The organism is Alysiella filiformis, from assembly GCF_014054525.1.
Classification (GTDB): domain Bacteria; phylum Pseudomonadota; class Gammaproteobacteria; order Burkholderiales; family Neisseriaceae; genus Simonsiella; species Simonsiella filiformis.
On record NZ_CP059564.1, the window covers coordinates 356,846 to 381,652 of the forward strand.

At 49.1% G+C, this 24,807-nt stretch carries 20 protein-coding genes and 2 tRNA genes; 12 read left to right on the forward strand and 10 right to left on the reverse strand.

Annotated elements, in window-relative coordinates; genetic code table 11:
• Positions 1-108: 108 nt before the first annotated feature.
• On the forward strand, positions 109-975 hold the full coding sequence (locus tag H3L97_RS01860) for a GNAT family N-acetyltransferase (protein ID WP_097114550.1): 867 nt from the start codon (positions 109-111) through the stop codon (positions 973-975).
• Between the two features lie 246 nt (positions 976-1,221).
• Here the strand turns inward: H3L97_RS01860 and H3L97_RS01865 are convergent, their stop codons facing one another.
• On the reverse strand, positions 1,222-2,337 hold the full coding sequence (locus tag H3L97_RS01865; RefSeq protein WP_097114555.1) for a metallophosphoesterase: 1,116 nt from the start codon (positions 2,335-2,337) through the stop codon (positions 1,222-1,224).
• 211 nt (positions 2,338-2,548) lie between these two features.
• Here H3L97_RS01865 and sstT point away from each other — a divergent pair, with 211 nt between their 5' ends.
• Both sstT and H3L97_RS01875 read left to right on the forward strand, forming a co-directional pair.
• Positions 2,549-3,781 (forward strand): serine/threonine transporter SstT, encoded by a 1,233-nt coding sequence (gene sstT, locus H3L97_RS01870; RefSeq protein WP_097114549.1) that lies wholly within the window; start codon positions 2,549-2,551, stop codon positions 3,779-3,781.
• 72 nt (positions 3,782-3,853) lie between these two features.
• Positions 3,854-3,930 (forward strand) — tRNA-Met (locus H3L97_RS01875).
• 243 nt (positions 3,931-4,173) lie between these two features.
• Here the strand turns inward: H3L97_RS01875 and H3L97_RS01880 are convergent.
• The 5 genes from H3L97_RS01880 to H3L97_RS01900 all read right to left on the reverse strand — a co-directional run bounded on the left by H3L97_RS01880 (position 4,174) and on the right by H3L97_RS01900 (position 11,697).
• Positions 4,174-5,388, reverse strand: a complete 1,215-nt coding sequence (locus H3L97_RS01880) for a Slam-dependent surface lipoprotein (RefSeq protein WP_097114548.1) — start codon at positions 5,386-5,388, stop codon at positions 4,174-4,176.
• A 316-nt stretch (positions 5,389-5,704) separates the two neighbouring features.
• On the reverse strand, positions 5,705-7,597 hold the full coding sequence (locus tag H3L97_RS01885) for a ribonuclease catalytic domain-containing protein (protein ID WP_097114547.1): 1,893 nt from the start codon (positions 7,595-7,597) through the stop codon (positions 5,705-5,707).
• A 290-nt stretch (positions 7,598-7,887) separates the two neighbouring features.
• Positions 7,888-8,805: a CobW family GTP-binding protein gene (locus H3L97_RS01890; protein ID WP_097114546.1), complete on the reverse strand. Its 918-nt coding sequence runs from the start codon at positions 8,803-8,805 to the stop codon at positions 7,888-7,890.
• A gap of 443 nt (positions 8,806-9,248) precedes the next feature.
• Positions 9,249-10,571, reverse strand: a complete 1,323-nt coding sequence (locus H3L97_RS01895; protein ID WP_097114545.1) for an MFS transporter — start codon at positions 10,569-10,571, stop codon at positions 9,249-9,251.
• An 88-nt stretch (positions 10,572-10,659) separates the two neighbouring features.
• Positions 10,660-11,697, reverse strand: a complete 1,038-nt coding sequence (locus H3L97_RS01900) for a LacI family DNA-binding transcriptional regulator (RefSeq protein ID WP_097114544.1) — start codon at positions 11,695-11,697, stop codon at positions 10,660-10,662.
• A gap of 256 nt (positions 11,698-11,953) precedes the next feature.
• Here H3L97_RS01900 and H3L97_RS01905 point away from each other — a divergent pair, with 256 nt between their 5' ends.
• Complete coding sequence (locus H3L97_RS01905) at positions 11,954-13,768, forward strand: SEC10/PgrA surface exclusion domain-containing protein (RefSeq protein WP_097114543.1); 1,815 nt, start codon at positions 11,954-11,956, stop codon at positions 13,766-13,768.
• 63 nt (positions 13,769-13,831) lie between these two features.
• On the opposite strand, the gene H3L97_RS01910 is transcribed toward H3L97_RS01905, so the two are convergent.
• Positions 13,832-14,926 (reverse strand): patatin-like phospholipase family protein, encoded by a 1,095-nt coding sequence (locus tag H3L97_RS01910; RefSeq protein ID WP_097114542.1) that lies wholly within the window; start codon positions 14,924-14,926, stop codon positions 13,832-13,834.
• Positions 14,927-15,133: 207 nt separating this feature from the next.
• Between H3L97_RS01910 and H3L97_RS01915 the strand changes: the two genes are divergently transcribed.
• Positions 15,134-15,218, forward strand: a tRNA-Leu gene (locus H3L97_RS01915).
• Positions 15,219-15,268: 50 nt separating this feature from the next.
• Here H3L97_RS01915 and H3L97_RS01920 read toward each other — a convergent pair.
• Positions 15,269-15,442 (reverse strand): hypothetical protein, encoded by a 174-nt coding sequence (locus H3L97_RS01920; protein ID WP_179655850.1) that lies wholly within the window; start codon positions 15,440-15,442, stop codon positions 15,269-15,271.
• A gap of 449 nt (positions 15,443-15,891) precedes the next feature.
• Here H3L97_RS01920 and H3L97_RS01925 point away from each other — a divergent pair, with 449 nt between their 5' ends.
• The 4 genes from H3L97_RS01925 (at position 15,892) to hemL (ending at position 20,842) form a co-directional block, all read left to right on the forward strand.
• Complete coding sequence (locus H3L97_RS01925) at positions 15,892-17,256, forward strand: DEAD/DEAH box helicase (RefSeq protein ID WP_097114541.1); 1,365 nt, start codon at positions 15,892-15,894, stop codon at positions 17,254-17,256.
• A 178-nt stretch (positions 17,257-17,434) separates the two neighbouring features.
• Positions 17,435-18,691: a 16S rRNA (cytosine(967)-C(5))-methyltransferase RsmB gene (rsmB, locus tag H3L97_RS01930; protein ID WP_097114540.1), complete on the forward strand. Its 1,257-nt coding sequence runs from the start codon at positions 17,435-17,437 to the stop codon at positions 18,689-18,691.
• Between the two features lie 2 nt (positions 18,692-18,693).
• Positions 18,694-19,461 (forward strand): SDR family NAD(P)-dependent oxidoreductase, encoded by a 768-nt coding sequence (locus H3L97_RS01935; protein WP_097114539.1) that lies wholly within the window; start codon positions 18,694-18,696, stop codon positions 19,459-19,461.
• A gap of 106 nt (positions 19,462-19,567) precedes the next feature.
• Positions 19,568-20,842: a glutamate-1-semialdehyde 2,1-aminomutase gene (gene hemL, locus H3L97_RS01940; protein WP_097114538.1), complete on the forward strand. Its 1,275-nt coding sequence runs from the start codon at positions 19,568-19,570 to the stop codon at positions 20,840-20,842.
• A gap of 48 nt (positions 20,843-20,890) precedes the next feature.
• On the opposite strand, the gene H3L97_RS01945 is transcribed toward hemL, so the two are convergent.
• Together H3L97_RS01945 and H3L97_RS01950 are read right to left on the reverse strand one after the other, a co-directional pair.
• On the reverse strand, positions 20,891-21,835 hold the full coding sequence (locus tag H3L97_RS01945) for a phosphatidate cytidylyltransferase (protein WP_097114537.1): 945 nt from the start codon (positions 21,833-21,835) through the stop codon (positions 20,891-20,893).
• Positions 21,832-22,533 carry a lysophospholipid acyltransferase family protein gene (locus tag H3L97_RS01950; RefSeq protein ID WP_097114536.1) on the reverse strand — a complete coding sequence of 234 codons (702 nt, stop codon included), beginning with the start codon at positions 22,531-22,533 and terminating at the stop codon, positions 21,832-21,834. Before H3L97_RS01950 ends, H3L97_RS01945 begins: the two co-directional genes overlap by 4 nt.
• A gap of 122 nt (positions 22,534-22,655) precedes the next feature.
• Here H3L97_RS01950 and H3L97_RS01955 point away from each other — a divergent pair, with 122 nt between their 5' ends.
• The 3 genes from H3L97_RS01955 to H3L97_RS01965 all read left to right on the forward strand — a co-directional run bounded on the left by H3L97_RS01955 (position 22,656) and on the right by H3L97_RS01965 (position 24,678).
• Positions 22,656-23,111 carry a Smg family protein gene (locus tag H3L97_RS01955; protein WP_097114535.1) on the forward strand — a complete coding sequence of 152 codons (456 nt, stop codon included), beginning with the start codon at positions 22,656-22,658 and terminating at the stop codon, positions 23,109-23,111.
• 184 nt (positions 23,112-23,295) lie between these two features.
• Positions 23,296-23,916: a hypothetical protein gene (locus H3L97_RS01960; RefSeq protein WP_143269151.1), complete on the forward strand. Its 621-nt coding sequence runs from the start codon at positions 23,296-23,298 to the stop codon at positions 23,914-23,916.
• Positions 23,917-23,946: 30 nt separating this feature from the next.
• Positions 23,947-24,678, forward strand: a complete 732-nt coding sequence (locus H3L97_RS01965) for a hypothetical protein (protein WP_097114533.1) — start codon at positions 23,947-23,949, stop codon at positions 24,676-24,678.
• The last annotated feature ends 129 nt before the right edge of the window (positions 24,679-24,807 follow it).

Sequence of the window (24,807 nt, forward strand, 5' to 3'; positions counted from 1 at the left end):
GAAAATCAAGGGGCAATAAGCCAACTGTGTTTGCAACAATATTTTTTCGTTTTGGGCGCGATACGGTATAATTGGATTATTTTCATAACTTAAATTCCGAGTTCCGCCATGCTAACCTGCGAAATGGACGAAATCATCATTCACGGCACAACCAGTAAAGGTAAAGTTTTCCGTCCCAGTGATTGGGCGGAACGCTTATGTGGCATTTTGTCATCTTTCAATAAAGAAAACCGCCTGTCCTACCACGAATGGGTGCAACCCATTGTGTTGGACAAAGTGCGCTGCGTTGCCATCGACCCCAAATTAGCCGACATCAATCCCAATATGTTCCGCTTTTTGATGGATTTTGCGGCAGACAACGATTTGCGCGTATTGGAATACGGCGCGTTGTTGCAAGAAATGGGCATAGAACCCAGCCAACACACCCCACCCCCATCAACCCAACACGACACCCCCACCACACAGCAGCCTGAACCACATGAAATGGCGGTTTCAGGCAGCCAAACGGTTGCAGCGCAAGCCGATGCGCCCGTTTTGCGTGAAATCATGCCACACGAAACCGCATCGGCTTTTGCCGCATTAAGCGTGTTGCGCCCCAAATTGCAAGACATCAACAGCTTTGTGGAGCAAGTAAATGAAATTCAACGCAAACAAGGCTATCGTTTACTGGGCATTTTTGAAGGCGGCATGAGCAACGCGGTGGCGGTATGCGGTTTTCGTGAAGAGATGAATTTGGTAAGCGGTCGCCACATTCACATTGATGATTTGATTACCTTGCCACAATATCGCCGCAACGGTTATGGCACACGCCTGTTGTCGGAAGTGCAAAACATCGCGCGTTTGGCAGGCATTGCCGAAATCCACATTGACAGCAATGTGGGCGGCGAACGCACCACCGCACACCGCATTTATTTCCAACATGGCTTTGAAATTGGTGCATATCATTTTGTTTGCCAAGTGGATTTGTTGCGGTAAACAGGTTCAAATGGCAACAAGGGTGGATTTCACGTCCACCCTTTTTTAACGTGTACTCGGGATAAGTAACCGTCAATTTGCCAACAAACCAGCTCTCTCCCTATGAGAAAGCGTTGGAGAGAGCTTGTTGAGCAGCATACCCTCTCCCCAACCCTCTCCCACAGGGAGAGGGCGCAAAGTGACTTAAATTTATCAATGATTTTTATCCCAAACTCAACGTCTTTTATTGTGCTGGTGCAACCATGTTCAGCCAACCGTTTTTTTGCCTTGTACATCAATAATCCACACTTCCGCTTGCGAACCCAAACGAAACGGTATCCCCCAAAAACCATAGCCCGATGTAACCACAAAATGCGTGTTGCCGCGTTTTGCATAGCCATAGTGGATTTCATTCAAAAACCGCACCACCCAATTACCAGGGAAAATCTGCCCATTGTGAACGTGTCCCGATACTTGCAAATCAATGGGCAATTTGGCGTGTGCCAACACCCCATCTGGACGATGGTCCAACAGAAAAATCGGTTGTTGGACGTTGGCTTTTTGCAATAATTGGGCGGTGGGCAAACGTTCGGCATCCAAATTGTCGGGGCGACCCACTACCCAAAAACGGTTGTCCACCCACACCGCTTCATCGCGCAATACGCGAATCCCTGCACTTTCAATGGCTTGTGTGATGTGTTTGCCTTCGCGCACATCGTGGTTGCCCAAGGTGGCAAACACCCCCAATGGCGCACGAATTTTTTGTAAATGCGGTTTCATGTTTTCGGCGGTGTAGGCGGCAATGTCATCGTCCATGATGTCGCCTGGCATGAGCACCAAATCCACTTTTTCTTCATTCAAAATGTTTGCCAATTTGTCTAATTGGCGTTTGCCCACCAGCACGCCCAAATGTGTGTCGGCAACCATGGCGATGCGTACAGGCTGCGCCATGGGTTTGTCTATTTCAATGACCACGCGCCTTACGGCAGGCACATAGGCATTGAACCAGCCCAAACCAAACATCGCCACCACCAGCACGGGGGCAATTTTGCGTAAATCGGCTTGCAACAAATCGGCATTTTGGTAACGTGCCACGCGGCTGCGGCGCAAAATGTTCGCCACAATCCACGCCAGCACGGTTGCCAAAAACACAAACCACAACACCGTCAGCCAAATGGCATTGATGCGAAAAATGTGGTGGTGCAAACGCAAAAATGCCAACAACATCAATCCATTGCTGATTGCCAACACCATCAGCAATAAGCCTCTTCGCGCCCAAACATGGCGCATTTTGCCCTGCCACGCCAAGCCTCGCGCCAAGTTGAAACTCAAAAATTGCACTGCCGCCCACACGGTAAAAAAGATAATCGGAAATTGAGACATAAAATAAAATTTCATCAAAAATAATAACCTGTGTTCGTAAGATTACAGGTTTTCAACCATCAATGTGTTTTCAGGCAGCCTGAAAACACCAAACTGCCGATTGTATGATTTTCAGGCTGCCTGAAACGCAATTTTCTTTTAAAAAATGTTAAATTTTGGTATAAATACGCCTGTTTCTTTCCCACAATATCATTTAAAAAGGAAAAATGTTATGGATAACCCAACCCCACAAACGGTTGAACCGCAAAACAGCAATCGTTTGATTATACAAATCATCATCGGCTTGGTGCTGGGTATGCTGGTTGGCACCATTGTGCCGTCAGCCACTGCCGTTACCAGCATTTTGGGCGATTTATTTGTGGGCGCATTGAAAGCCGTTGCGCCCTATTTGGTGTTTGTGTTGGTAACGCTTGCCGTAGCCCAACACCGCGAGGGCAACAAAACCAATATGGGTAGCATTTTGGTGATGTATTTGCTTGGCACATTTGGTGCGGCGGTGGTGGCGGTGGTGGGCAGCATGATGTTTCCCAGCACACTCACTTTGGTGAGCAGCGAAAATGTGAGCATTCAAGCCCCCACAGGCATTGCCGCCGTGTTGAAAAACCTGCTGATGAATTTGGTTGCCAACCCATTTGGCGCATTGGTGGGCGCAAACTACATTGGCATTTTGGCATGGGCGATTTTATTGGGTTTTGCCCTGCGCCGCGCTTCGCAAGCCACACATCAGGTTTTAAGTGATGTTTCTCATGCCGTGTCAGCCATTGTGCGTTGGATTATTCGCCTTGCTCCCATTGGCATTTTCGGTTTGATGAGCGTAACCGTTGCCGAAACAGGCTTTGTGAAAATGATTGCCGAATACGGTAAAGTGATTTTGGTATTGCTGGGCTGTATGGCTTTTGTGGCATTTGTGCTGAATCCGATTATCGTGTTTGCCAAAACCAAGCAAAACCCCTATCCCTTGGTCATGACTTGCCTGCGTGAAAGTGGCATACCCGCATTTTTCACACGTTCATCGGCAGCCAATATTCCCGTAAACATGGCTTTGGCAAAAAAATTGAATTTGAACGAAGACACCTATTCCGTATCCATTCCCTTGGGCGCGACCATCAATATGGCAGGTGCGGCAATCACCATTACCGTGCTGACTTTGGCGGCGGTACACACACAAGGCATTGCCGTGGATTTCATGACGGCAGTATTGTTGAGCGTGATTGCGGCAGTGAGTGCCTGTGGCGCATCGGGTGTGGCAGGCGGTTCATTGTTGTTGATTCCCTTGGCGTGCAGCTTGTTCAACATTCCCAATGACGTGGCAATGCAAGTGGTGGCTGTGGGTTTCATCATCGGCGTGATTCAAGATTCGGCAGAAACGGCACTCAATTCATCTACCGATGTGTTGTTTACCGCCGCCGCCGACATTGCCGAAAAAGCCAAAACAGCCAAATGATGCTTTTCAGGCTGCCTGAAACAAAAAACATTTGACACGGCAAAAAAACATCTGTATAGTTCAAGTTTCTGACGCGGGATGGAGCAGCATGGTAGCTCGTCGGGCTCATAACCCGAAGGTCGTAGGTTCGAATCCTGCTCCCGCAACCAAATTTCAACCGCCTTGTTTTTACAAGGCGGTTTTATTTTTTGGCTGGTAGCGTGTTTTTTAACGCGAACTCGGGATAAAAGTAATTGATAAATTTAAGTAACTTGACTCCCTATCCCTATGGGAGAGGGTATGCCGCCCAATAAGCCCTCTCTCCAACGCTTTCCCACAGGGGGAGAGAACTGGCTTGTTGGCAAATTGACCACGTTTTTTAAGGGGATAGATGACCCATCTATCCCCTTTGTTTATTGTTTTGCGCCAAATGCGCCATATTTGCCTGTGCTGTGTTCGTAAAACACGCCGCCCAATTCTTTGGCACGTTCGCCAAAAAATGCGCCTTGTGTTTCCACCGCCGCATTGCTGGGGCTTTGGAACGATGTGCCGCGAATGTTGGCTTTGATGTCCACCGCCTTTTGTCCGCGTTCAGACAGCGTGCCGTTGAGTTTTTTGTTGCCAAAATCTGCGGTAAATTGTGCGTCCACGTTTTTGTTGGTGTTTTGTTTGTCCACAATCACGCCTTTGCCCGTGTAGTGGGCTGAACCTGTTTGTGGCATATTGTCGTATTCGGTGTGTTTGCCAAAATAGAAGACTTTTTGATTTTCATTGCCTTTTTTGACCACGCCAAAACGGGTATCTTGATAACCATTCACTTCGGCATGATAGCCATTTTTGTTAAATTCTTTCCACGCGCCATTGCTGGGAAAATCGTTGAGGTAGATTTGTGTGTTGTCCACCCACAAATATTGGCTGGCTTCGCTGGGGCGAGCGGTGGTGATGTGTGCGCTCACGTCTGATAGGCGATTTTGTTTGGCGGCTGCGCTGTTGTCAAAGGCGTAATCGGCAATTTCAATGTTGTCGGAACCGAAAATTTGTACCCAATGATAACCGTATTGGCTGCCTGAAACATACACCAAACCCATGCCAATTTTGCTGAATTCGGGTCTGACGATATTGGCATAATGCCCTGAACTGTTTTTCCATTGTTCCATCACGGTTTGCTGGGCGGAGTTGGCACCTGCTGCCAAATTTTCGCCCATGCGACCTTGTTTGAGAACTTTATCGTGAAAGGATTCGTTGCCATCGGGACGTGTGTGGGCGAATCGTCCCACCACTTCTTCCGCGCGTTGCTGGGCATAGGCGGCGAGTTTGGCATCGTATTTTAAGGCAGGCAAACCTTTTTCGGCACGCAATTGGTTGGTGTATTGAATGGCTTTTTGCAATTCTGCCTGCAACGCGGCGGCGGCAGGTTTCACGGTAAAGCCCTGAATGGGCAGGGTTTGTGCGACAACGCGCTGGCTGTCTGAAACGGGCTGTGAAACGCGCTTGGGCTGGGTGGGTTGCGTGGGTTGTTTTTGCGATGTGGGGGTGGATTGAACCGTGGGCGATGATGAGTTGCCACCACCACCGCAAGCGGCAAGCGTCCCCAACATAATAAGAGAGAAAATGGCATTAAAGTGCATGATGAATTTCCTTTGTGAGATTAAGGGGTTGAATGATGTTATTAACGTGAATCGGGATAAGTATCTGTAAATGTGCCAATCAACCCGCCCTCTCTCCCTGTGGGAAAGCGTTGGAGAGAGGGTTTATTGAGCAGCATACCCTCTCCCCAGCCCTCTCCCACAGAGAGAGGGAGTCAAGTTACTTAAATTTATCAATCACTTTTATCCCAAACTCACGTTATTATAGCGCGAATTGGCATTTCAGGCTGCCTTGGGCTTTCCCACAACAAACCATGCACAGGATAAAACCCATCAGCAGCCCCAAACACATTGTGCTTTACGCGCTCTCATCGTCTTCCGCAACAGGCGCGGCATTCGGCACCACAGCCAAATATTTCAACGCCACAAATTGCGTTTCCGTATCCACTTCTTGCACCGCCAATTTCAGCATGGATTTGGGCGCAATTTCCATGGGAATGCCCGTTGCCCTTGCCACCAAAGGCACGCCTTCCAGCCGCACCAAATCGTCTTTCAACAATACCGCATTGATTTCACGCACATTTTCTTGCTGCAACCACACCATTGCCCAATAGCTTTCCATCATGTCTTGAAACGCGCGATATGCCGTGTATGCCGTTTCAAAATTATTGAGCGCAACAAACAAATCGCTGTCGTTTTTGGCAAAACGCGGTGCGCTGCCGTTTAAGGCTGCCTGTAATTGTTTTTGGTTGATGTAGTCGCAAGCGCGGCGCAGGGGCGATGTGAACCAGCCATAATGCGCCACATTCATGCCAATGTGCGGCTCGGAATGCGTGGACATGCGCACACGTCCGCTCGGCTGCACGCGAAACAGACCGCCCAACTCCTTGTCGTGCAACAATTTTGCCCAACTGGTGTTTGCCAAAATCATCATTTCGCTGACCAAAGTGTCTATTGGCGAACCGCGTTCGCGGCGCGTGATGATGACTTTATCATTTTCATCAAAATCAATGCCATAATCGTATTTTTTGGGCAAACTGGGGTCGGGGAAACGGTCGCGTTGTTTTTGTAATTGCTGTGCCAATTCAAGCAGATACAAACATTCGGCATGAAAGGGAAATTGCGGATTATCGGCATTGCCCACGCCCGTTTCGCTGTTGAAAAACGGCTCAATGTTTTGAATGCGCAAATTGGCGACTATCGGCACAAGTTCAATGCGGCTTTCGGGTTCGGAAAGCTGGTAATCCGCGTCCACATCAAAATAAATGCTGAACGCTGGCACATTTTTGCCTTCGTCCAAGCTGAATGCGCCAACCCAATTTTCAGGCAGCATGGTGATTTTGTTGGCAGGAAAATAAACCGTACTTAACCTTTGCAAAACAATGTCTTCCATTTCGCTGGCTGCCTGAATGCCCAAAGCAGGCGCGGCAATGTGTATGCCAACCCGTTTCACGCCATTGCCCAAATCTTGCACCGAAAGCGCATCGTCCACTTCGGTGGTGGACAAATCGTCTATGGAAAAGGCTTGCACATCAGCCACTTGCAAATTTTCAGGCAGCGTTGGCACGTCAATTTGCGGAAAACTCGTGCCACGCGGAAAATATTTGATTTCAAAGCGTTGCAACAAATATTGCGGCACAGAAGTGATGCCGCCCGTGTGTTTCGCCAATTCATAGGCAGACATTTTCAGCGCGTCTGCCGCCTTGTGAAAGGCTTTGTATGCCAGCGATTGCTTGTCGGGCGCGTGCAAAATTTGCGGCAATTCGGTGGCAATTTCATCGGGCAGGCTGCCTGAAACCAGCGCGTCTGCCCAAGATTGCATTTGTGCGTCTTGTTGGGCTTTGCGCTCAATGGCGGCAAGGGCTTGTTTTAACACATCTTCGGGCGCGGCTTTGAAAATGCCTTTGTTTTTTTTGTGAAAATACATGGGCGCGGCATACAAAGCCATCAGCGTGGCAGCCTGTTGAATGGTATTGGGTTTTGCGCCAAAATATTCTTGCGCGGCAGATTCAAACGAAAATTCGTCTGCGCCCACGCTTTCCCAAAGCAATTCGGTGTCCATATCGTTGGCTTCGGCTTGGGCGGACTGCATGAAATCGTCCATATTGCCGTTAAATTCAAAAAACACGTTGCTGGTTTTGATTTTGACGCGCTTGCCGTGTTGCGTATCGGCTTGGTAGCTTGCATCGTTTTTTTGGACGATTTGGGCGGCTTTGAATTGTCCGCTTTCTTCATAAAAAATGTTTGCCATGATGATTTTGCTTGGTTAATGGGAAGGTGCATTGTAGCGGAAAAAGCGATTTTCAGGCTGAAACCTGTGCAAAACCGACTTTATAAACTGACGTAGGGGCGGTTTTCTATCCAGCCCTTTCTCAATTTATTGATGAAAATAAAAATGAGGGCAGATGTGAAATCTGCCCCGTTTAGGGTCGCAGAAATTTTCATTCTTATCAATAAATTGAAAAAAGGGCGGATATGAAATCCGCCCCTACGTCAGTTTAAAAGTAGGTTTTACAAAGGTTTCAGGCTGCCTGAAACTTGTTATTCCAAAGCCGCATTCAATCGGCGTTCAATTTCATCGGCATCAAATTCACGCGCAATCAATTCAAAGCGACTGTCGCGCCGCCACGAAACCTGATTCGCGCCCCAACCGCCATCTACCCAGTTGAGCCACACCCAAGTATCCAGCACCTGAAACACCCCTTTGGCGCGCACCAAACCTTGCGCCAACTGCGGCAAATCGTCAAAAAATTGGGTAAGCCGTTCGCCATCAAAATTGCGTCCTGCGGCAAATGTGAAACCTTGCGATTGAAAGCCCATGCTGTTTTCAGGCAGCGTTTTGAGCCGATAACGCGGTTTTTCGCTCACGGGCAAATTGAGCCATTCGGGGTTCATTTGCGCGTTTTTCACTTCGGCAATCAGGGTTTTTGGGGGGAAGAGTTTGGCGGCTTGCTCGTGAAATTGAGCCAGTTGTTCGGGGCTGCACAAATCGGTTTTGCTTGCCAGCAGCACATCGCACACGCCAATTTGGTCTTGATAAAGCGCGTGTCGGGCATAATCGGGATTGATAAACTGGCGCACGTCCACCAGCGTGAACACGGCGGCAATTTCCAACACATTGGCAAATTCGGGGGCTTTGAGTTCATCAATCACGCCTGCTGCGTGTGCCAAGCCGCTTGCCTCAATGATGATGCGATGGGCTGGATTGTTGTGCAACATTTTGCGTATGGTTTCGCCAATTTGGTCGCCGCCCGATGTGCAACACAGGCAGCCACCTGAAATTTCTGCCACAGGAATGCCATTGTTGGACAACACCGCACCATCAATGCCAATTTCGCCAAATTCATTGACGATGATGAGCCATTGTTCCGACTCGGGTTTTTGTGCAATCAAACTGCGAATGGCGGTGGTTTTGCCCGTGCCTAAAAAACCTGAAAACAGGTGTACTTGGGTTTTCATGTTGGTGTTCCATGCAATAAAAGGTGGAATTTTAGTGGATTTTGCGGCATTCAGGCAGCCTGAAACCTTTGCAAAACCTACTTTTAAACTGACGTAGGGGCGGATTTCATATCCGCCCTTTTTTCAATTTATTGATAAGAATGAAAATTTCTGCGAACCTAAACGGGTCAGATATGAAATCTGCCCCTACAAACCGAGTTTTGCAAAGATTTCAGCCTTTCGGTACACGACAAAAAATCATTTCCGTAGGTCGGGCATTTATGCCCGACAATGTGCTACAAAATGTCGTGTACTGAAAGGCTGCCTGAAAAGATGAACCCATTGAATCAAATCGCCCCCTATTTTGTCATGGCAAAAAACAAACCAAGCTGCCTGAATGCGTGTTTCAGGCAGCTTGGTCTGCTTTTCTTGTGGTTATGGTGTTTGTTTGTGAAGCAAGAAAATCATTTTATTGGGCTTTGTTTGGTTTGGATAAACAAACTCAAAATGCCAGCAATGCCCAACATCACACCCGCCATCATGATGGCATTGGCAGGATTGCTGCCCAACAGATTGTCGTAAATGGTGCCAAAAGTTAAAGTTTGGATAAACATCGGTATCACAATCATCATGTTGATGATGCCCATGTACACGCCATAACGCGCTTTTGGCACTTCGGCAACCGCAATCAAAAACGGTACGCCCATAATGGAAGCCCACGCCACGCCCATGCCCAACATCGGCACAAACAACATGAACTTGTTTTCAATAAACGGCAACGCCATCAAACCCACCGCCGCGCAAAACAATGCCACCGCGTGAACGTATTTGGCGGCATATTTTTTGGTTAAAGCCATCAAGCCAAATGCCGACAGGAATGTGATGAAATTGTAAAACGCGCCCATGTAACCATTCCACGCCACGGCTGCCTGAAAGGCTTCGGATTTGACATCGGTAGAACCAAATGCCGATTGTGCCACCGACAACGCCACAAATTGCCAATAAATGAACAAAGCGTACCATTGAAACAAATAAATCAAAGCCAAAAAACGCAAAGGCTTGGGCATTTCTTTGATTGCCACAGCAATGTCTGTTAAAGCATTGACAAAACCAGAGGGTTTGGCACGAATGGCGGCAATTTCTTGTTCCGACAAACGCGGCTCTGGCGTGGAAAGCACCGACACCAGCACCGAACCAATCGACAACACCGCCCCCAAATAAAATGAACCGTAAACCCAATACGGAATGCCCGCGTCAGACTGCCCCGAAATCACTTTTTGGAAAAGCGGCAGCGACAAATACGCCAACACCGCCCCCAATCCCGTAAACATCGATTGCATTAAAAAGCCTTTGTTTTGCTGTTCGGTGGGCATGGCATCGGCAACAAAGGCGCGATAGGGTTCCATAGCCGTGTTGTTGGCAATGTCCAAAATCCACAACATCAGCACCGCCATCCACAGCGCGGTAACGTGCGGAAACAGCAACAGCGCAATGCTGCAACCAATCGCCCCCCACATAAAATAAGGACGGCGGCGACCTGTAAACACGCCTTTGCCTTCAACCCAAGTGCGGTCGCTCATCGCGCCAATAATGGGCTGCACAATCAAGCCTGTAATGGGGCCTGCCAAATTCAAAATCGGTAATTGCCCCGCATCGGCATTCAAAAACAAATAAATGGGCCCGACTGCACTCTGTTGCAAACCAAAGCTGTATTGAATGCCAAAAAAACCGAAATTCATCAGCATGATTTGTCGCAAAGTCATGTGGACTTGTTGAGCGTTCATGATGTTATCTCCATGATATTGAGGATTTTTTTAATGGTTGGGAAAAAGGGCGGTTCGGTGCAACATCAAAAATTGTCGTGTACTGTAAATCTCATTGTCCCCAATGGCGCGGCAACACCGAATTGCGCCAAATGGTTTCGCCTTGCACACAATGTGGTGTGGTTTGATGTTGTTGTTTTTCCAATAATAATTTAACGGCTTTTCTGCCCATTTCCACATAGGGCAATTCGGCGGTGGTCAGTTCGGGATACAGGGCTTCGGCAATTTGACTGTGGTTGTCGTAGCCTGCCACCGACATGGCTTGCGGCACCCGAATCCCCTGCGTACGCAACATACCGTAAACGCGCATAGCCATTTCATCGTTGCCGCAACACAAAGCCGTGGGCGGATTGGGCTGGTTGAGTACACGGTCTAGGGCTTGCCACAAATCTTGAATGTTGTTGCTGCGGTCGGTGTAGCCTGTGGCGACCAGTTTTTCATCAAAAGCGATATTGGCTTCGGCAAGTGCAGCGCGGTAGCCTTGTAAACGCAGTTGTGTGGCAATGATGTTTTCAGGCAGCGTGATATAAGCAATGCGCCGATGACCTTGCGCCAAAATTTGGCAAACCAATTCGTATTGTCCAAATGCGTCATCGGGCAACACGGCTGGGGTGTGTTTTTGGTCAAAGCAATTCAACAGCACGATGGGGCAGCATTCAGGCAGCGTGGGCAGCTCAATTTCTTGATGAAATTCAGAAACATAAATTATGCCTTCGGCGCGATATTGCTGAAACAAGCGCACCAACTGCACAAAGCCATCGGCGGTGCCACCTGTGTCGGCAACCATCAGTGTTTTGCCTGCATCGTTGGCGGCTTTTTGTGTGCCTTGCACCAAAAAAGTGTCGGGCAAGCCGCGCAAATTGACTTCCTGCGGCATGGGGGCGATGTTGCCCGTTATCACGCCAATCAAGCCCGAACGCTGCGAGCGCAACGCCCGTGCCGCCAACGATGGCACATAGCCCAATTCCGCCATGGCTTGCTGTACGGCTTGGCGCGTGGCATCTTTAACGGGTGCATCATTGTTCAAAACACGGCTAACGGTTTTGGGCGAAACGCCAGCCAGCCGTGCCACATCGTAAATGGTTGTCATATTTGGCTACCGAGAAAAATGACATCGGTGTCATAAATAATGACGCGATTTTAGGGTAACTTTTTGTTAAGCACAACCTTTTCTTGCGATTTTGGCGCAATTTTGGCAGAAACAGTTGATGTGTAACCAAAAAGGCACAATTTATTCACACCACAATGGGAATATTTGAATGATTAAGTTAATTTAAGATAAGATGATTTTTTTCAGGCAGCCTGAAACCCCATTTCCCCATACAACAAAATAGAGGCTCAACACCATGGCAGTGAAATTATTGATTAAACAAGGTGGTTCAATCCGCGAATTGTCCGCCCAATCGCACCACAGCGTGCAATACAACACCCAAGCCAACACACGCTATCAACTGATTGATGAACAAGGCAATTTGGTACACGACTACACCACGCGCGTTGAAAATGGCAAATTGCTGATTGATGTGGCAGGCACATCTGCCAACCCCGATTTCATCTTAAATGATTACACCACCTACTTTACCGCCCCCACAAGCGGCAGCATGGGCAGTGGCTATTTTGGCGAAGCGGCAAACAGCCATGTGGCAAGCAGCAGCGCGGTTAAAGCGTCCACAGTCAGCCACTCATCGGGCGTGGGTGGGGTGCTGGCTGGTTTGGCTGTTTTGGGCGGCGTGGGAGCGGCTGCGGTGGCATTACGCAATGATTCTGATGACAAAAACAAAAAGGGCAATTCAAACCATTCGGGTGCGGACAATCATGCCCATTTGGGTAGCAACAACAGTTCCGCCAGCAACAATACGCCCGATAAAAACGACACCCCTGCCAGCAACAACAGCTCCGCCAGCAACAACAGCTCCGCCAGCAACAACAGCTCCGCCAGCAACAACAGTCCTGCCAACAACAGTCCTGCCAACAACAGTCCTGCCAACAACAGTCCTGCCAGCAACAACACGCCCGATAAAAACGACACCCCTGCAAGCACCCCCACCACACCCGCCACAAAAGACATTTTGCATGGCAACAGCATTAAATTGCCCACCGCCTACACCCACAAAGTGCTTTCAGGCAGCGATTTGAACGCCATTACCCAAGCCGCCAAAGGTGGCATGGAAATGAACCAATATCAATCCAACGAAGCCAACAAAAAAATCATCATCAGCGATTTGAACAATTTGTCGCGCGAAGTGCAGACTGAATTGTCGCTGTTTGTGGCTGGCTTGCTCAATCCACATCGTAAAGCGGCTGGCGTGGGTTTATTGAAAGTAACCGATGGCGCAATGGATTTTGCGCGTGATGTGGGCGATGAATATACCGCCCATGGCAAAACCATTCATATGCTCAAAGGACACTTTGTTGCAGGCATTACACGAGCAGCCGCAAAATATGGCTTAAACACCAACAATAATTTCTACGAAAATGCAGGCTGGTTTGGCTCAAATATCAAAACCTTAACACTAGATGAACTTAAAAAACATTTTTATGATATCGTGATTAGCATGTTATTTAACGATGCGGATTCAAATCATGGTCATGCCAAATCTTTGCTGAACGCCATGAATTCTCATGAACAAAATGCAGCAACCGATTATTTCGGCGTAGATACCAGTAATATTGGTAAAGAAGGCTGGAATTTGCACTTTATCCAAGCCACCGACCATCGTGCATACATTGATGACAAAGCCAAATTCACTACCACCATTGCCACCCCCGAAATCACGTCCATGCCAGCCAGCAAAACATCATCGCGCATGATTCATCTGGTGGACGATGACAACAGCCACCTTGCCACCACACAATTTGGCGACAGCAATGACCACACCCCCAAAATCACGCAAAAATTCACGTTCAGCCAGCTTTTGGAAGGCGATGTGCGGCAATTATCCGATGAATTTCAAGCCAACGACACTTTAGCATTGTCGCACAAAGCATTTGGTGCATTGAATGCCGATTTGTCCAACTTGAACCAACACATCGCCTACGACAGCAACACGGGTTTGGTCAGCTATGACGCAGATGGCGTTTCAGGCAGCCTTGCGCCCGTGGCATTTGCTCAACTGGCAAAAGGCTTGCAAGCCGAAAACATTCATTTTGAAATTGTGTAAGCACCTGTATTCGTAGGGCAGATAATCATCTATCTGCCCTTATCCACATTTGGATGAGGTCGTTTAACATGACCCCAAACGCGCACAATAATCCGCCGTGCGCGTGTAGCCATATTGCCATTGCGCCAACATCATCTGCACAAATTGCGCGTGGCTGCCCCAATCCACTTTCAGGCAGCCTGAACGCCAATCCCACGTTTTTGTTGCCACATCGCCACGCAAAACCACCGCATTATCGGCAAACGGCAAACGATGAATGCGCGTATTGGGCGACTCAAAACACGCCATTTCCGCATGACGGCAATGGGCATTCGTCCCAAACACGCGCCCAATCGCCGCGTGTGCCACCGCCGAATAAGGCATTTTGTGTTCCGTCCACACCGTGTGCGCCAAATCACAAGCCCGCTCCACAGGCTGCAAATCCAGCACAGCCCCCATGCACCAACCCAAATCATCAACATAAACAGGTGCTTGATAATACATATCACAAATTGACACCGCCACCGCCAACATCGGCACATGCCGTTCACACACATGAGCCAAACGCGCAATCCGCCAAGGCGCATGGCGTGCCACCGCACAAAGAGGCGGATGATTACGCCAAAAATCGCACACCTTTGGCGGCGCAAACCAAAGCTGTTGCCACAACACCGCCCCACAAGGCGATTCAAGCATTCGGCTGCCTGAAATCAACACATCAGGCGCAACACAAGCATGGCGTTTGGGCAAACTTTGAGCCAAATCAGCCACATCGTCCAGCCAACGTTCAAGCAGCCCAATCGGTTCAAACAGCGCGTAAGTTTGCAAATGCGCCAACAAAGTTGCCACATCATCGCCCTCATGAACGCGCCGCAAACGCGCCCGATTGCCCGTTTGCCACCACCGCCAAGCAGCCTGAAACCAAGCCGCCGCCCCCACCCTACGCGGCAGCCACACCGACCGCGCCACCCGATAAAACGCCACCGAAGTGAGCAAATCACAAAGCCGTTCAGGTTCAGGCGCTTGCGACACCAGCCAAGCCGCAAGGCTGCCACCACAACTGCCCACAATCACATCAGGCGCACGCTGGTGGTCAAACAAAGCCGCATAGCAGCCCAAAAAATACGCCAAACGCGAGCCGCCCCCCGAAAACATCAACAAATTATTGTACGGTTTCATCAAACAGCCCCACCTTACCCAACAAAATTCAAAAACACATTATGGCAAACGTGGCGTTGCGCCGCCACACCCACGCCAAAGGAAGCGGCACGTCCCAGCACTCGCATCAAACAAAATTTCATTACAAAACAATCACAAAACAAAAAACACACCACCAGCCCATTTACAAAAAAACAAAAGTCAGTATAATACCAATCTTCAACACCAGCCCAGGTGGCGAAATTGGTAGACGCAGGGGACTCAAAATCCCCCGCCGCAAGGTGTGTCGGTTCGAGTCCGACCCTGGGCACCAAATGCCACAAACCCTGTTCCACACGAACAGGGTTTTTTCTTTGTCCTGTTTCAGGCTGAAAACACCGCGCACAAATCTGTTAAAATAACGCGAGCTTGGGATAAGTAACCAAACCAGCGCGCTCTCCCCATTGGAGAGAGTTGGAGAGAGGGTTTGTTGAACAGCAACCCTCTCCCCAGCCCTCTCCCACAGGGAGAGGGAGTCAAGTTACTTAAATTTATCAATGATTTTTATCCCCAACCCACGTTAAGAACCTGTATTCATAAGATTGATGGCTTGATTTTATGGATAATTCTTGCGAATACAAGGCGGCTTTTTATGCCAATATTGAACATATTGGCGTGAAAAGCCAACGCAGTAGGCGAAAGCAAGCCATTAAGATTGTGAATACAGGTTCTAAATAAACCCCACAACTATCCACAGGTTCTCATTTCAGGCAGCCTTTCAGTACACGACATTTTTTGATATTGCCACAAGCCTGCCCCCTCCCCCTATGTAAGGGGGAGGGCTGGGGTGGGGGTTAGAAACGCAAAGAGCCACCCCCACCCTAACCCTCCCCCGCCAGCAGGGGAGGGGACAGGTTGCAGACAGCCTGAAAGATTTTTGTCGTGTACTGTAAGACAGCCTGAAAACGCACGCTGCCCGATTCCCAAAATACAGAAAGCACAAAAAAATGAGCCAATTATTTTCCGAACTCGGTTTGAGCAATGAAATCATTGCCGCCTTAACCGAACAAGGCTACCACACCCCCACCCCCATTCAAGCAGCCGCCATTCCCAAAGCATTGGCAGGACACGATTTGCTCGCCGCCGCCCAAACTGGCACAGGCAAAACCGCCGCCTTCATGTTGCCCAGCTTGGAACGCTTAAAACGCTACGCCAACAGCAGCACTTCGCCCGCCATGCACCCCGTGCGCATGCTGGTGCTGACCCCCACACGCGAACTCGCCCTACAAATTGAACAAAACGCCCGCCAATACAAAAAAAACTTGCCCCTGCGCCATGTGGTTTTGTTTGGCGGCGTAAACATGGACAAGCAAACCCAAGATTTGCGTGCAGGCTGCGAAATCGTGATTGCAACTGTGGGGCGTTTGCTTGACCATGTCAAACAAAAACACATCAATCTGAACAAAGTGGAAATTGTCGTTTTGGACGAAGCCGACCGCATGCTGGACATGGGTTTCATTGACGACATTCGCAACATCATGCAAATGCTGCCGCGCCAACGGCAAACTTTGCTGTTTTCGGCAACGTTTGCGCCTGCCATTCGCAAATTGGCGCAAGATTTCATGCACGCCCCCGAAGTGGTGGAAGTTGCCGCGCAAAACACCACCAATGCCAATGTGGAACAACACGTTATTGCGGTGGACGCTTACCGCAAACGCGATTTGCTCGAACGTTTGATTGTGGATTTGCACATGACGCAAGTGATTGTGTTTTGCAAAACCAAACAATCTGCCGACCAAGTGGCGCGTGATTTGGTACGGCGCGGCTTGTCGGCAAACGCCATTCACGGCGACAAATCGCAACAAACGCGCTTGGACGTGTTGAACCAATTCAAATCAGGCAGCCTGCGCGTGTTGGTGGCAACCGATGTGGCGGCGCGTGGTTTGGACATTGCCGAATTGCCTTTTGTGGTCAATTATGAATTGCCCGTTCAGGCGGAAGATTACGTCCACCGCATTGGGCGTACAGGCAGGGCTGGCGCAGACGGCATCGCCATTTCCATGATGGACGAAAATGAACAAAAAATGTATCAATCCATACAGGAATTGATTCAAACCGAATTGCCCATTTCTCGCATTGAGGGCTTTGAACCGCGCTGGCAACAGGGCGAAAATGCCGTTTCAGGCAGCCTGAACGAATCCGCGCCGCCCGCCAAACACAGCAAAACGCCCCATCAACATCAACCCAAACCACACAAAAGCACGCCCCCTGCCCTGTCTGTGAAAACGCCTCCGCCCCCCATCAGCTCGCGCAGACGCGGACGTGAACGGCGCACTTGTGCCTTATTGCAACGCCATTTTGGGGCTGAATAAGGTTTCAGGCTGCCTTCGGCACACACCAAAACTTTTTTTGTTTGCCTGAAATCTGTTCCCTCCCCTGCTGGCGGGGGAGGGTTAGGGCGGGGGAAACACCCCAAAAGCTGCCTGAAACCGCATTTTCATCTTCCCCTGCCCCACATTATTTCCCATTTTTTCATTTTCAATCAAAATCATGTCGCTATCCCAAGTTCAAATTCTCGCCACCCACACCCTGCTTGCCGTTGAGAGCGGCAAAAATCTGTCTGATGAATTGGCACACATCATCGCGCAACACCCCGAATTGTCGGCGCAAGACAAAGGCATGCTGCAAGACATTGCCTACGGTTGCCAACGTTTTTCAGGCAGCCTGAAATTCATGCTCGGCAAGCTGCTCAATAAGCCGATTGACAACAAACAGTTGGAACATTATCTGCTGGTGGCAATGTATCAGCTCAACCATACCCAAAACGCGCCACACGCGGTGGTCAATGAAACCGTGAACCACATCGCCAAAATCGGACGCGGACAATACCGCTCGTTTGCCAACGCCATTTTGCGCCGATTTCAGCGCGAAAAAGCGCATTTAAACAAATTGTGCAAAACCCATGATGTCGCACGACACAATCTGCCCATTTGGTTGCAAACTTATCTTAAAAATCAATATCCCAAATATTGGCACAATGTGGCGATGGCGTTTCAATCGCGTCCACCGCTTACCTTGCGCGTGAATCGCCGCAAAATGAATGCGGAAGATTATCTTCAAATTTTACAAACACATGGCATTGAGGCAAAACCCTTGGGCGATTATGCCCTGCGTCTCAACGAAGCCCTGCCTGTCAGCCAGTTGCCGCAATTTTACGAAGGGGCGGTGTCGGTGCAAGATTGGGGGGCGCAACAGGCAATCGCCTTGCTCAATCCACAAAATGGCGAACGCATTTTGGACGCTTGCGCCGCCCCTGGTGGCAAAACAGGGCATATTTTGGAATGTGCCGATTGCGATGTTACCGCGCTGGACATTGACCGCAAACGCTTAAATCGCGTACAAGAAAATTTGGACAGACTGGGTTTTCAAGCCACCTTGCATTGCGCGCCTGCCGAAAACGTGTCGGATTGGTGGGACGGCAAACCGTTTGACGCGATTTTGGCAGACGTGCCTTGCACCGCATCAGGCACAATAAAGCGCAATCCCGACATCAAATGGTCGCGCCGCGCCACAGACGCGCTCAAAACCGCACGTCAGCAAGAAGCCATGCTGGACGAATTGTGGCACACGCTCAAATCGGGCGGACGAATGTTGCTGGCAACCTGCTCCATTTTTGAAGAAGAAAACGGCTTGCAATGCGCCAAATTCCTGCAACGCCACGCCAATGCGGTTTTACAAACCGAACAAACCCTCTTGCCCAGCGAAAAACAAGATGGTTTTTATTACGCATTGATTTTGAAGCAATAATCATGTCACGCCACATTTTGATTTTGGGCGGAACCAGTGGCATGGGCTTGGCTTTGGCACAGGCACACGCCCATTTGGGTTGGCGAATCAGCGTGGTGGGCAGTTCGGCAGACAAGGTGGCGCATTTGCAAGCCCAGCAGCCTGAATGGGGCGTGTACCGCGCCGATTTGGGCGATGAAGGGCAACGTCAAGCCCTGTTTGCCAAATTGGACGCGCTCGCACCGTTTGAGCGTGTGGTTTACGCGGCAGGGGTGTATGCCAACGAACGCCGTTTTGATTTGTCGGCAGAAGAAAGTACCACCATGCTGGCAATCAATGTGCAAGCGTTTCAGGCAGCCTTTGCGTGGGCGGCGCAGCGTGTGGCGGGCAAAGAAGCGGCTTTGGTGTGTTTCAGCTCCATTGCCGCATTGGTGGACTACCCCTACACCAGCTTATACGCGCAATGCAAACGCGCCATGTGGCACACGGCAGCAGCCTATCGCACGGCACTTGCGCCGCGCCAAGTGGCGGTGCTGGCGGTGGCAAGCGGCTATGTGGACACCGCCAAATTGCGCCAACTCAACGGTGGCAACGCCACGCACAAGCCCTTTATCGTGAGCGAACAACGCGCGGTAAACGAAATCATGGCAGCCTTAAACGCGCGGCGTGATGTGGCGATTTTCCCCAAACGAATGCGTGTGGCATGTGCGCTGCTGAATATGCTGCCGCAATGGGCGGTGGGCAAAATCATGCGACACAAATTGGACGCAAAAGTTTTGGCAAACAAATGAAAAACAGGCGCATTGCAATCACACAATGCGCCCATGATTTCAATCACAAAACCCATTTTATCAACACACTTTTATCAACGAAATTCAACATTCAGGTAGCTTAATTATGAATGAACAACTTTTTGAACGCGCCAAACAAATCATTCCTGCTGGCGTAAACTCGCCTGTTCGCGCTTTTGGCAGCGTGGGCGGCATTCCACGCTTTATCGCCAAAGCGCAAGGCGCACACGTTTGGGACGCAAACGGCACACAATACATTGATTATGTTGGCTCTTGGGGAACGGCAATTGTCGGACACGCCCACCCCGAAGTGGTGGAGGCGGTTCAGGCTGCCGCGCTGGGCGGTTTGTCGTTTGGCGCACCCACCGAGGGCGAAATTGCCATTGCCGAAGAAATCGCCAAAATCGTGCCAAGCGTACAACGTTTGCGTTTGGTCAGCTCTGGCACGGAAGCGACCATGACCGCCATTCGCTTGGCGCGTGGCTACACGGGGCGCGACAAAATTGTGAAATTTGAAGGCTGCTATCATGGGCATTCCGACAGTTTGCTCGTGAAAGCAGGTTCGGGTTTGCTCACATTCGGCAACCCCAGTTCGGCTGGCGTGCCAAGCGATTTGACCCAACACACCATTGTGTTGCCCTACAACGATGTGGCAGCCTTAAAACAGGCGTTTGACGAATTGGGCGAGCAAATTGCAGGCGTGATTTTGGAGCCGATTGCGGGCAACATGAATTTGGTTCGCGCCACGCCCGAGTTTGTCCAAACCCTGCGCCAAGTTACCGAACAAAACGGTGCGGTGCTGATTTACGATGAAGTGATGACGGGTTTTCGCGTGGCATTGGGCGGCGCACAATCCTTGCACGGCATCACGCCCGATTTGACCACCATGGGCAAAGTGATTGGTGGCGGTATGCCTTTGGCGGCATTTGGCGGCAAAAAAGAGATTATGGATTGCATTTCGCCTTTGGGTGGGGTGTATCAGGCAGGCACTTTGTCGGGCAACCCTGTGGCGGTGGCGGCTGGTTTGAAAACTTTGGAGATTATTCAACGCCCTGATTTTTATGAAAACCTGTCTGCCCGAACCCAACAACTGGCGCAAGGTTTAACATCGGCAGCACAAGCATCTGGCGTGGATTTTTGTGCCGATAGCGTGGGCGGTATGTTTGGTTTGTATTTCGCCCAACAATTCCCCCAAACTTATGCCGATATGATGGCGAGCAATGTTGATGGTTTCAAACAATTTTTCCATGCGATGTTGAACAAAAATGTGGCATTTGGACCTTCGGCTTATGAAGCGGGTTTTGTGTCTGCTGCACACACGCCTGAATTGATTGAGGAAACGATTGAGATTGCCAAACACGTGTTTGCACAAATGAAATAAAGTTTTTTCAGGCAGCCAAATGAATTTTTTGGCTGCCTGAAAACACCATCACGCCCAAAAATACCGCACAATATGAAAAAACACAGGCGCGGCAAAACAAATGCTGTCCACACGGTCAAGCATACCGCCGTGTCCGTGTATCATTTTGCCCCAATCTTTCACACCGTAGCTGCGCTTAATCCCCGACATGACCAATCCGCCCAAAAACCCCATCACACACATCACAAAACCAATTAAGGCTGCCTGAAATGGCGTAAATGGCGTAATCTGATACAAACATGCCGCCAAAATCGTTGCGCTCGCCATGCCGCCCACCGTGCCAACCACCGTTTTGTTGGGCGAAAGTGCGGGGGCTATAGGCGTTTTGCCCCACAATTTGCCAAAAATGTATTGCAACACATCGCTGCTTTGCACCACCACTATCATGAAAATCAACAGCAAAATATTGCGCCCCGCAAATTCGGGAATATTCAAAGTCATAATCGCAGGAACGTGCGACAGGCAAAAAATGCTCATCATCGCGCCCCATTGAATTTTGGCACTGCGCTCAAACAACGCCACCGTGTCGCCCGACAAACCCGAAATAATCGGCAAAATCAAAAACGCATACACGGGAATCAACACCGCAAACATGCCATACCAATTTGTCAGCACAAAATAATATTGCAAAGGCAGCAAAACATAAAAACAGGCAGCAATCGCGTTGTGGTCGCCACGCCTTTGGTAAATGAGCGTCATAAACTCGCGCAATGCCGCCAATGAAATAAAGAAAAACAACAGTGTCGCCCCAATGTGGTCAAACCAAAAGGCAAACAGCAGCACCATCATCATGACCCACCACGATGAAATGCGCGCATTCATATTGTTAATCACGGGGTTGGGATTGAGTATGTGCTTGTTTTTCAAATGGTTGCCGATTAAGGTTGCCAACAACAACACCGCAAACACACCCGCAAACACAAAGCCTGCCTGAATGGGTAAAGCATTGTTCATGATTGATTTTCCTGTGTTTTTTGTTTTGACAAAGGCTGTGGCAAAGCCAAATCACGCTTGTGCTTGGGGGCAAGCGCAAGCATGGCATCACGCGCCCTTTGTAAAAATTCATCTTTGCTTTCGTTGGGGTGCAAGCGCAATTCATCGCCAATTTGCACATCACAAATAATCGGCACGGGAATCAACTTGCCTTTGGGCAACACGCGGTTGATGTTGTCTATCCAAATCGGCACAAATTGCACATCGGGGTTTTCACGCGCCAAGTGGTAAATGCCGCTTTTAAAGGGCAACAACACCACATCATCATCGGTGTTGCGCGTGCCTTCGGGAAAAATGATGAGCGAATCGCCATTTTGTAAGGCTTCGGTCATTTGTGCGGTAATGGCTTTGGGGTCGTTGCCATTGCGCATAATCAACAGCGCGTTGAACACTTGTTGAATGATAAAACGGCGTATTTTGCCACCCAACCAATAATCGGCACCTGCCACAGGTCGCACCACTTCGCGCCATTTTTGCGGCAGCGAAATCCACACCAGCACAAAATCGCCATGGCTGGCATGATTGGCATAATACACCTTCTTTTCAGGCGAAAAATTCAGGCTGCCTGAAAACTTGGGGCGCACCCCCGTTAGCAACGACACAAATAAAGACAAGCTGCGGTCAATCAAACGCGCCAGCCAATGCAATGAATTTGACATTTTTGCTGCCCCATGCGAAAAAACAGGCGCATTTTATCGCGTTTTTGCGGTTCAGGCAGCCTGAAAGCGAAAAAACGCGCTAAAATACACACTTAATTCAACCCCTCGTGATTTGCCCGATTATGTTAGACGTTGTTGCTTTTTTGATTGAAAACTTTGCCGATTTGCACGCCTGCCCCCTGCCCGAAGATTTGGGCATGATGCTGGAAGACGAAGGTTTTGCCGAAGAAGACATAGGCAAAACCTTGATGTTTATGCACCTTTTGGGCGAAATGCCCGAATCAGCCAGTCCCATCAATCCCCACACCCTCATGCGCGTGTACACCCCCGATGAGCTGGACGCGCTCACACCCGAAATTCGCGGCTTTTTGCACCATTTGAGCCACGAAAAAGCCATTGATTTGGCACAACGCGAATACATCATTCACGCGCTCATGCACCTGCCCCATGACGAAATCACGCTAGACGTTGCCAAAACCTTGGTGGTGCTGGTGCTGTGGGCATACAATTGCGAAATTTCCGTGTTGATTGGCGATGATTTAATGGGCATATTTTATGGCGACAACGTGATGCACTGAATGCGTTTTCAGGCTGCCTGAAAATCGAGCCATCATTCCAAACAGTCGTTATGCTGACGACTGTTTTTTCACTTGAAAAAGAAAGGGCTTGCACCATTCAAGCAACCCAAACGTGCAGATACCGCTTGCCAAAACCCAAAAAATTTGCCCACAATATAAAAAGAACACAGAAGCCATTTTTATTATGATAAAAGCACCTTTAATCAGTTTGATTTTATTGAGCCTTGTCGCGTGTGGCGAGACAAACCAGCCAAGCCAAACCACCGCCTCTGCCCCACAAAAGCCCAAACCGCTATGTGAAATAGACGAAAACAGCATAGCAGGCATCCCCCTAGGCACCACCTTGCAGCAAGTGAAACAGCAGTTTCCCCAAGCCCAATTTTCGCGCGAACCCGATGCCGATGGCACCGAATTAACCGCCATCAAGCTCAATCCAGCCGTGGAAGTTTTCGCCTACACCGAAGACAACCAACAAGCCGACAACAGCCCCATCAGCTATTTGGAAACCCAGTCCAAAGCCTGCCAAACCGCCGAAGGTGTTCACCCCGAAATGCGCGTAAACGATGTGGTCAAACACTATGGCAATGTAGAACAAATCATGTTGAGCGAAATTGAAGCCCGCCAAACCGTTGAATTTGCAGCACAACCGCCTGAATTGTCGTTCCGCATAGACGACACAGGCATTTTTGATGAAAAAGACAAAACCTACCCACAAATTTCCACCGCCTACCAAGACCACGCCAAAATCGTCAGCATTGCCATTATGGATTTGCCCGAAGAAGACAGCGCAAGCGGTGCAAAATAAGGTTTCAGGCAGCCTGAAAGCGCAGAAATCATGACCCATACAAAATTATTGGCTTTATTTGGCATGGCAAGTTTATGGTGTGCCAGTCCTGCTGCATTGGCGGCTGAACCAAGCACATCGCCCTACCAAAATTGCCAAAACCTGAAAAAAATTAAAGACATTGACGATTTGCTGTATCAAATGCACAGCAATTTAGATGGCGATTGCCTGTTTAAAATACCGAGCAAAAAATTGGCAAAAATTTGGGGCATTCCCATTTTTGATGAAACAGATTACCCTGATGGACAAAAACATCGTCAGGCAATAGACAAATACCAGCTTCATGCCAAAAAACCATCGTTATATGTTAAAAAATGGGGGACTGGCATCGCCAGAAGTATGAGCATTGACAGCAATAAAGCATTGATTAGGAAAACCATCAACTCCCAAAATGTACTTAAAGGATTTGATGGCAATTTGGGACAAGGTAAATTACCCAAATATTTGCCATCGCCCAATGTTGCTGTGCCACTTATCAAAGAAAACTTTGAAGACCATTTTTATCAGCAAGGCTATGTGATACCCCATACCGAATATCAAAGCCATTTTATTTATTGTTGGTTTAATCAAGATGATTATTTCAGAGATAAACCTTATTACTATATCAGTGTTTTAACAGCCCGCTCTGGCATTGACTACATCACACTATCTAATGCCAGACATTTGTTCCAAACACAATGTAAACAAAACCCATTGTATTATTTACCACAGCAAGGAAAATAAAATGCCCAAAATTACCAATTTAAAAAACAGCCCAAGGTAGGGTATGTACCACACACCAAAATATTGAAAACAAAAGAAAATGGTGCGTAATACGCACCCTACAAGCCAACCTATTTATTTAAATTGAAA